The following is a 7,425-nucleotide window of genomic DNA, read 5'->3' as shown; positions in this document are numbered from 1 at the left end:
CCCCATCCCCCCATCCCCCCATCCCCCCATCACCACCCCCTAGCAGCACCTTCACTACGAGGATCGGCGGCTCCTTCTAAAGTGCCATCGGGTGTAACTGCGATCGCGTTACCATTACCCCAAGGTGCAGTTTCTTTGATGTTGTGTCCGCGACGGCGTAAGTTCTCTAAAGTCAAAGCATCTAAACCCCAAGATTCGACGCGCAATTCATCGGGAAGCCATTGATGATGTATGCGTGGAACGGAGACAGCTGCACCAACATCCATGTTGTATTCCAGCACATTCAAAATTATTTGCAAAACTTGGGTGATGATGGTGCTACCACCAGGGGCACCTGCGGCCATGCGGAAATGATTATTTTGGGTGACAATTGCCGGGGTCATGCTGGATAAAGGAGTTTTACGGGGTGCAATGCTGTTGGCTTGGTTACCAACTAAACCAAAGGCATTGGGAACTCCTGGTGCAGCAGCAAAATCATCCATTTCGTTGTTGAGGATAATTCCGGTTCCTGGCGTCACTATACCAGCACCAAAACCAAGGTTGATGGTGAAAGTCAGACTAACGGCGTTGCGTTGGTCATCGACAACGGTTAGATGACTGGTTTCGGGAGATTCGTTGCGGGGACTGGGGGATGGGGAGATGGGGAGACGTTGAGAATTGAGATTTCCCGGCTTGACTTGGGTGGATGGTCTAGCCCGATCCATGTTAATTTCTTGGCGGCGTTTTTTGGCGTAAGCTGGACTAATTAATTCTTGTACGGGGACTTTAACAAAATCTGGGTCGCCTAAATATTGTGAGCGATCGCTGTAAGCAATCTTCATTGCTTCTACTATTAAATGTATGGCGTCTGGATGGTGCCACCCTAGAGATTTTAAATCTGTGTCACCGATTATATTTAAAATTTCTAATAGATGCACGCCTCCTGATGATGGTGGCGGCATTGAGCAAATTTGAGCTTTGCGGAAGTTTCCACAAACGGGATACCGCCAAATTGGTTTATAGGCTTTTAAATCTTCTAAAGTAATTAAACCGCCATTTTTTGTCATATCGGCGGCGATGGTTTTGGCAATTTTTCCAGTGTAAAAATCTTGGGGATTTTTGGCAATTGTCGTTAAAGTGCGGGCTAAATCGCGCTGTATCAGCTTGTCTCCTGATTTATAAAATTCACCGTTACGAGTGAAAATTTGCCGCGCTGCGGGGTTATTGATAATTAATTGTTTGCGGGATTGGTTGTTTTGCAGATAACGCCAAGTTGCGGCATCACCAATCACAAAGCCATCTTTAGCAAGTGCAATGGCAGGTTTTAGCACTTGTTCCCAGGAAAGCTTACCATAGCGCCGATGCACCTCATAAAGTCCCGCCACCGTTCCCGGTGTCGCCACTGCTAAATAGCCATTAATACTTGCATTGGGACGTATTTTACCTTGTGCATCTAAATACATATTTCTTGTAGCCTTCAAGGGTGCGCGTTCCCGGAAATCCAAGGCTTTGATTTCGCCGGTTTTCTCAAAATGCACCAGCAAAAATCCACCGCCACCAATTCCCGCCGAAAAAGGCTCAACTACAGAAATTGCAAAGGTTGTGGCTACGGCTGCATCCACCGCATTACCACCTTGACGTAACATAGAAATTCCCGCTTCACTGGCCAGAGGATGCGCTGAAACCACCATCCCTTTTTTACTGCGTAGGGGTGTAAAGGCCGCTGATGCAACTTGGCTGTAAAGCAGGACACTAAAAGAAAAGATGGCGATTGCAACTCGCTTCGGTTTGGCGATACTGAGCATTTTTATGCCATTTTGTTTGATATTTATATAGGCTACCGCCTAACCGCGCATTTTATATTTTTGCAGAGCGATCGCTATTCCGATTTTATAGACATCTTTAGGACTTACGCACGAGTCACGAAACAACGAACCACAGAGGCGCAGAGTTCACGGAGAAATGAGAGTTTGAGAGATATTTTGCGTAAGTCCCGATCTTAATTAAAGGCCAATACAGTTCAGTTAAGCCTTTCTTTCTTCTCTTTGCGTCCTTCTCTGACGAGACGCTGCGCGAATGCGTCCTTGGCGGTAGCCTGCGGCAAGCCGCTACGCGTCTACGTTAAAAAAATTAAATTTGACCAAGAGTTTTAGCCTTAACACCAAGCGTATTGAATTAAAGGCGCTGATAGAAGATGACAACCCAATAGCTTAATGCTCTGGTTCGATTTGCTGTTGAAAGTAAGTTCGCAAACCCTCTGCCAAAGCTGGAACCCGAACAGCGCGGCGCACTAAATCGTCATCGGCTTCACGCACGTAGATTTGCACAATATCGGCAACTGTGACATTGTTTTCATCCCGACTCACCAGTTCGATTTCATCCCCTACACCAATTTCACCTTCTTGGACTACTGAAAAGTAAATGCCACTCAATCGACTGTTGAGAAACCGTTTGACCATATCATCTCGTCCAAACTTGAGATTGAGCTTGAAGCAAGGAAACCGGGGTTGTGTCACCATCACAACAGCCGAGCCAATACGAAAGCGATCGCCGATATTGACTTCCCTTTCTGACAAGCCCTCAATCGTTAGGTTTTCACCAAAGGCACCCCAAGGCAAGTCTTCATCGGGTAACTCCTGCCGCCAGTAAGCGTAATGCTCCATTGGATAAGCGTAAACCGCTTTCTCGACACCTCCGTGAACGGTCAAATCTGCTTGTCCATCTCCGTCTAAATTGAGCGTTCGCAGCATCACTCGTTCATTCACGGGCTGCTTAAAAATGCCAGTTGTGACAGACTTTCTCTTCCAACTTACTTCACGCGGTAGTCCAACGCAAACAGAAATTAATTTCATAGACTAGCCTTAATAGTACTTCGGAGCAGACGAAGCCCATTTATATGGAGCGAACGCATTTAAATATGTTCTTGTTGGGTGCGTAAGCTGTGAATCGTAGCGGTCAAAACTAGGACAATGGCCAAAACCAACGCGGCATTTCTGAGCATTGAATTATCAGAGTGTTTGAGGGCAATTGCTACCAATGCCCAGAGTATTACTCCTGTATAAGCGATGTCTCGACGCTGGATGACTATAACTGCTGCAACTGCTGTTGCTATTAATAACATGATGAGAGTCCATATTACAGCAGAAATTCCCCAACCGTTCCACCCCTGAAAATCCAAGGCACACGCTACGTTGACAATGGTCGCCACACTAATCCAGCCTAGATAAATGCTAATGGGAAAGTGAATACACCATTTTTTCAGCCGAGGTACACGGGATTTGCCAATTTCTAACTGCACATAAACACCAATCAGGGGCAACAGAATCAACAGCATTGCAATTACAGAAAAAGCAAAAAGCCTAGACAAAAACAGATACACCCAAATACTTTGAGCAACACAGGCAATTACCAATAGATAACCTGTCTTACGTAAATCAGGTTCATATCGTTGGCTAGGTAGAGCTTGGTATACTCCAAAAGCAAACAACCCAAGGTAAATCAGCCCCCAAATAGCAAAGGCGTAATTAGCAGGGATAATCAGGACATTTTTAAACAAAGTATTGGAAATTTCACCTATGCTGAGTCCATTGAGCGGAAAAACGTTCGATACTACGTTGACAACGAAAGCACCAAAGATTGCAGCCAAAGTAACAAGCTGCCGCCAAAAATCCCAGTAATTGCCTCTTGTGGACTGCTGCATAGGATGTTAACTCATATCTTTTGTGCTTTTAGCTTACATCCCAAAAAGAGTGATGCATACAATCCACAATCATATCGAGCAAGTCATTGAGGAACCAAAGCGATCGCCTGCCTACCTAAGATTCCTCCAAGAGCGCGATCATCTTCTGTGCGACACCTTTGGCAGAAGCAGGATTCTGCCCGGTGACGAGATTTCCATCAGCAATGCTGAACGCCTGCCAAGGTGCCGTCTTTTGGAAGATCGCGCCTTGTTTGGTGAGGGCCGTTTCCAGATAGAAAGGCACATCGGCTTTAGCGTAGTTTTCTTCTTCGTCGTTTGTGAATGAACTGATGTTCTTCCCGGCAAGCAGATAAGTGCCATCACTCAACTTGACGTTCAGCAACGATACCGGGCCATGACACACGGCCCCGACCACCGCCTTTCGCTCGTATGTCTCTTTGACGACCTTCTTAAGCGGCGGATGTTCCGGCATATCAACCATCGGTGCCAAACCGCCAGGTATAAAAATGGCATCGTACTGGCTAACGTCCACGTCTTCTAGCTTCTTCGCTTTCTGCATTGAGTCCCATCCTTTTCCTACCAAGAAGGCTAGGTTGTCAGGGTCGTCAGCAAGGTTGAGCGCATCCAGAAACGGCGTATCTCCGGTGAGACTTGCAAAATCAATTTGGTATTTTGCTCTGTCGAATTCCGCATAAGGATGTGCAACCTCTGGCAGGAAATTTCCCGTCCTTCGGTTGTTCGGGCCAATAACGTATGCGTTCGATACTATTGTGAGAATATTTTTTGACATAGCTTTTCCTTAGTACGGTTGTCTGGTTTGGTTCGGGACATTGGTGAGAGGTTAAGATAATCAAACTAATGTCAATTAGAAATTATGCTGAAATTTTATCATCAGCACAGGTTTGAAGTTAACTCTTATACTGAACCAATGGAGTAAGAATCAAAGATGCGTATCCAAATTACGTCATCGCCTGCTCAAAAATTGTGTTTTCAACCCCAATTTGAGCCGTGATTTTAGGGATATTTTAAGTACTATTGCTTATTAACAAATAGTACCTGACCTTAAGCCCTCACGAATGGGTTCGGAACACAGCTTTAAACAAGCTTCTTCACTGATATCACCTCGCGGCCTTCAAGATGGGGTACGATCTCTTGTGCAACGATTCTTTTATAGTGTTCCGATCGCCTGTGAGATTCTGCGGCAGCGTTGTCGGTGTAGTGTTCGCAAAGAATGAGTTCGCAAGGATCGCTTTCGGACTGATAAATCGTGTAGGAAATGTTGCCTTCCTCGGATCTACTCTTCTCCGCCAGCTCCGGTAGCAATTTTAGTATCCGGGACGTTTCCGACTTCTTAATTCTCCATTTCACGATAACGACCTTTTCCATGTGCTTACTGCTCCCTTTCAAGACAAGCGTACTAACACCCCAGCAGCTTGCTCTTACAGTTGTTGTGCCGTCCGTGAACGCTTAACCGCGATCGAGATGTTCGGCGTTTTCTCGCTGGATAAAGATTTATTGTACGTGATAGCTACTAAAAATATAATCAAATTCTTTAGTAGGGATGAGTTAAAATTGTGACGAGAGAAATTGACTGATGTATTTTGCGATCGCCTCCCCATCTTGTATCGAGTAAATGAAACTCAACGTCTTTTAGGTCGCGCTGGTAGGGATAAGCACCAAAAGCTGAGAAAATGTCATCGTTCTTACCGAACTGTTACCATAGCCTGCATAATTAGGTGCAACCAGATGGAAGCGATGGCCAAGCGCAGATATCAGCAGGACTTACGCAAAAATAACGTCATTGGGTCATTACGAGCGATAGCGTACTCCTACACAGAAGCAAGCTACGCACAGCGTCTCGTAGAGAAGTAATTCCCCCTGACGCTGGGATTGCTTCCCTACATTCCGTTTCGGTGGCAATGACAATATCGGCGTTGCGTAGAACCGCAAAAGAGGCATTATTAATTGTTTGCCCCTACCACGTGGTCTATTTACCTAAAAATTCCTGTAATACACAGAATTTTGAAATTTTGTTTGCTCTAAACTAGACCTTAATTCATCATGAAGAATGATTAAGAAAAACCAGTGTCAACAAACATGATAAAAATATTTGCACAAAGCTTGATTCAAATTGGGGCTAATTTACAGATAAATTGGGTTTTAGTCAACGCCTGCTTACAGTTTATTGCTTGGGGGCTGTTCTCGCTTTTAGTTGCTGAGATTTTAAGAGACGCTTACCATGCTTTGTGCCATCAAGTAAATTGGCTTGGGAAATTGCACAATAAGCATCACATGGCTTATCGTCGAGATTTATCGGTTGTTTCTTTAAAAATTTACCAAGAATCTCAGCTTTATCACGACATTTTAGAATCGAGCTTACTAGTAGTCGCCTGTGCGTTAATTGCCTTAATTGTCCGACAACCAGGCTTATGGCTGGGAGTGGCTTATAGTTGCACCTTTTTGTATGGTGCTTGTGTGCGCTATTTCCAAGGAAAAATTGACACAGACTACAATCACTTACCAGGCCCTTTAGAAACCATTCCATCCACTTGGTTGGTAAATCGGTCTTATCACTGGCGACACCATTTTGATGATGTCAACGCTTATTACAGTGGTGTCTTTCCTTTAGTGGATAAAATATTGGGAACAGCCCTATCCGTCAAAGGTAAAACCGTAGCTTTAACCGGAGCCTCAGGAGCTTTGGGACAAGCATTAACCGCTGAACTTGTCAAGTGTAATGCCAAAGTTGTAGCATTAACCACAAATCCAGAAAAATTAGCCGAGCAAACTGGAGTAAAGGTGATTCCTTGGCAATTAGGCAATGAAGCCGAGCTAAAGGAAAGTTTAGAAAAAATCGATATTTTAATTATCAACCACGGAGTCAACGTCTACACTGAGCGTACACCGGATGCTATCAACTCTTCCTATGAAGTGAATACTTTTTCTGCATTGCGGTTGATAGATATATTTTTAGCCACTGTTACAGGGCCACAAGCCAAAGCAACCAAGGAAATTTGGGTTAACACTTCCGAGGCTGAGGTATCCCCAGCGCTGAGTCCTCTTTATGAACTCAGCAAACGAGCGCTAGGAGATATTGTCACCCTTAAGCGCTTGGATAACAATTGCATCATTCGCAAGTTAATTCTCGGCCCCTTTAAAAGCCAGCTTAACCCTTATGGAGTAATGTCTGCACAGCAAGTAGCGCGTGTGGTGTTGTTTTTAGCCAAGCGAGACTTGCGAGATATTATTGTGACAATCAATCCTCTGACTTATGTGCTGTTTCCCTTGAAGGAAACTAGTACCTGGTTATATTACAGAGTTTTTAGCCGCAGAGGCAAGGGTGAGTAATATCTGGGGTAGGGATGGGGACAAGGGGGACAAGGGGGACAAGGGGGACAAGGGGGACAAGGGGGACAAAGGGGACAAGGGAGACAAGGGAGACAAGGGGGACAAGGGAGACAAGGGAGACAAGGAAGAAAGAAGTTTAGTTGAGTAGACAAATCGGATAATTTATTTTTTGGAGTTCCCGAAGGAAAGATAGCAACTCTACTGTAATATAAATGTACTAATAAAAGTACTCACAACAGAGAGAGTAATACTGTGTTCAAAAAAACAAGGATGCTTAGGAACTGTAGAACAGTTGTTACCTCAAGTTCCGATAATCACTCAATTATTCCAAACTCCCCCCATCTCCCCATCCCCCCATCCCCCCAACTCCCCCCATCTCCCCATCCCCCCATCCCCCC

The 7,425-nt window shown here is 44.9% G+C and carries 7 protein-coding genes; 2 read left to right on the top strand and 5 right to left on the bottom strand.

The genetic code is table 11. The annotated features are described in order from the left end of the window. Nucleotides 1-29: 29 nt before the first annotated feature. The 5 genes from ggt to VF06_RS43595 all read right to left on the bottom strand — a co-directional run bounded on the left by ggt (nucleotide 30) and on the right by VF06_RS43595 (nucleotide 5,065). Entirely contained in the window at nucleotides 30-1,784 is a 1,755-nt protein-coding gene (ggt, locus tag VF06_RS38465; RefSeq protein ID WP_099072832.1) for a gamma-glutamyltransferase, read from the bottom strand. Nucleotides 1,785-2,189: 405 nt separating this feature from the next. Further along, nucleotides 2,190-2,831, bottom strand: a complete 642-nt coding sequence (locus VF06_RS38460) for an MOSC domain-containing protein (protein WP_099072831.1) — start codon at nucleotides 2,829-2,831, stop codon at nucleotides 2,190-2,192. Nucleotides 2,832-2,890: 59 nt separating this feature from the next. Next, nucleotides 2,891-3,679 (bottom strand): TspO-related membrane protein, encoded by a 789-nt coding sequence (locus VF06_RS38455; RefSeq protein ID WP_099072830.1) that lies wholly within the window; start codon nucleotides 3,677-3,679, stop codon nucleotides 2,891-2,893. A gap of 115 nt (nucleotides 3,680-3,794) precedes the next feature. Further along, nucleotides 3,795-4,469 carry a type 1 glutamine amidotransferase domain-containing protein gene (locus VF06_RS38450; protein ID WP_099072829.1) on the bottom strand — a complete coding sequence of 225 codons (675 nt, stop codon included), beginning with the start codon at nucleotides 4,467-4,469 and terminating at the stop codon, nucleotides 3,795-3,797. 305 nt (nucleotides 4,470-4,774) lie between these two features. After that, nucleotides 4,775-5,065 (bottom strand): putative quinol monooxygenase, encoded by a 291-nt coding sequence (locus VF06_RS43595; protein ID WP_099072828.1) that lies wholly within the window; start codon nucleotides 5,063-5,065, stop codon nucleotides 4,775-4,777. Between the two features lie 201 nt (nucleotides 5,066-5,266). Here VF06_RS43595 and VF06_RS41870 point away from each other — a divergent pair, with 201 nt between their 5' ends. Next, complete coding sequence (locus tag VF06_RS41870) at nucleotides 5,267-5,551, top strand: hypothetical protein (RefSeq protein WP_180267660.1); 285 nt, start codon at nucleotides 5,267-5,269, stop codon at nucleotides 5,549-5,551. Between the two features lie 225 nt (nucleotides 5,552-5,776). Beyond that, nucleotides 5,777-7,027: a bifunctional sterol desaturase/short chain dehydrogenase gene (locus VF06_RS38435; RefSeq protein WP_099072827.1), complete on the top strand. Its 1,251-nt coding sequence runs from the start codon at nucleotides 5,777-5,779 to the stop codon at nucleotides 7,025-7,027. Nucleotides 7,028-7,425: the final 398 nt, after the last annotated feature.

This window comes from Nostoc linckia z4 (assembly GCF_002608075.1).
Classification (GTDB): Bacteria; Cyanobacteriota; Cyanobacteriia; order Cyanobacteriales; family Nostocaceae; genus Nostoc; species Nostoc linckia.
This window is presented reverse-complemented; position numbering and strand designations above follow the sequence as displayed.

What these genes read in the sequence shown, in the direction of transcription:
- ggt (WP_099072832.1), bottom strand. Translation starts at nt 1,784, where the DNA reads ATGCTCAGTATCGCCAAACCGAAGCGAGTTGCAATCGCCATCTTTTCT.
- VF06_RS38460 (WP_099072831.1), bottom strand. Translation starts at nt 2,831, where the DNA reads ATGAAATTAATTTCTGTTTGCGTTGGACTACCGCGTGAAGTAAGTTGG.
- VF06_RS38455 (WP_099072830.1), bottom strand. Translation starts at nt 3,679, where the DNA reads ATGCAGCAGTCCACAAGAGGCAATTACTGGGATTTTTGGCGGCAGCTT.
- VF06_RS38450 (WP_099072829.1), bottom strand. Translation starts at nt 4,469, where the DNA reads ATGTCAAAAAATATTCTCACAATAGTATCGAACGCATACGTTATTGGC.
- VF06_RS43595 (WP_099072828.1), bottom strand. Translation starts at nt 5,065, where the DNA reads ATGGAAAAGGTCGTTATCGTGAAATGGAGAATTAAGAAGTCGGAAACG.
- VF06_RS38435 (WP_099072827.1), top strand. Translation starts at nt 5,777, where the DNA reads ATGATAAAAATATTTGCACAAAGCTTGATTCAAATTGGGGCTAATTTA.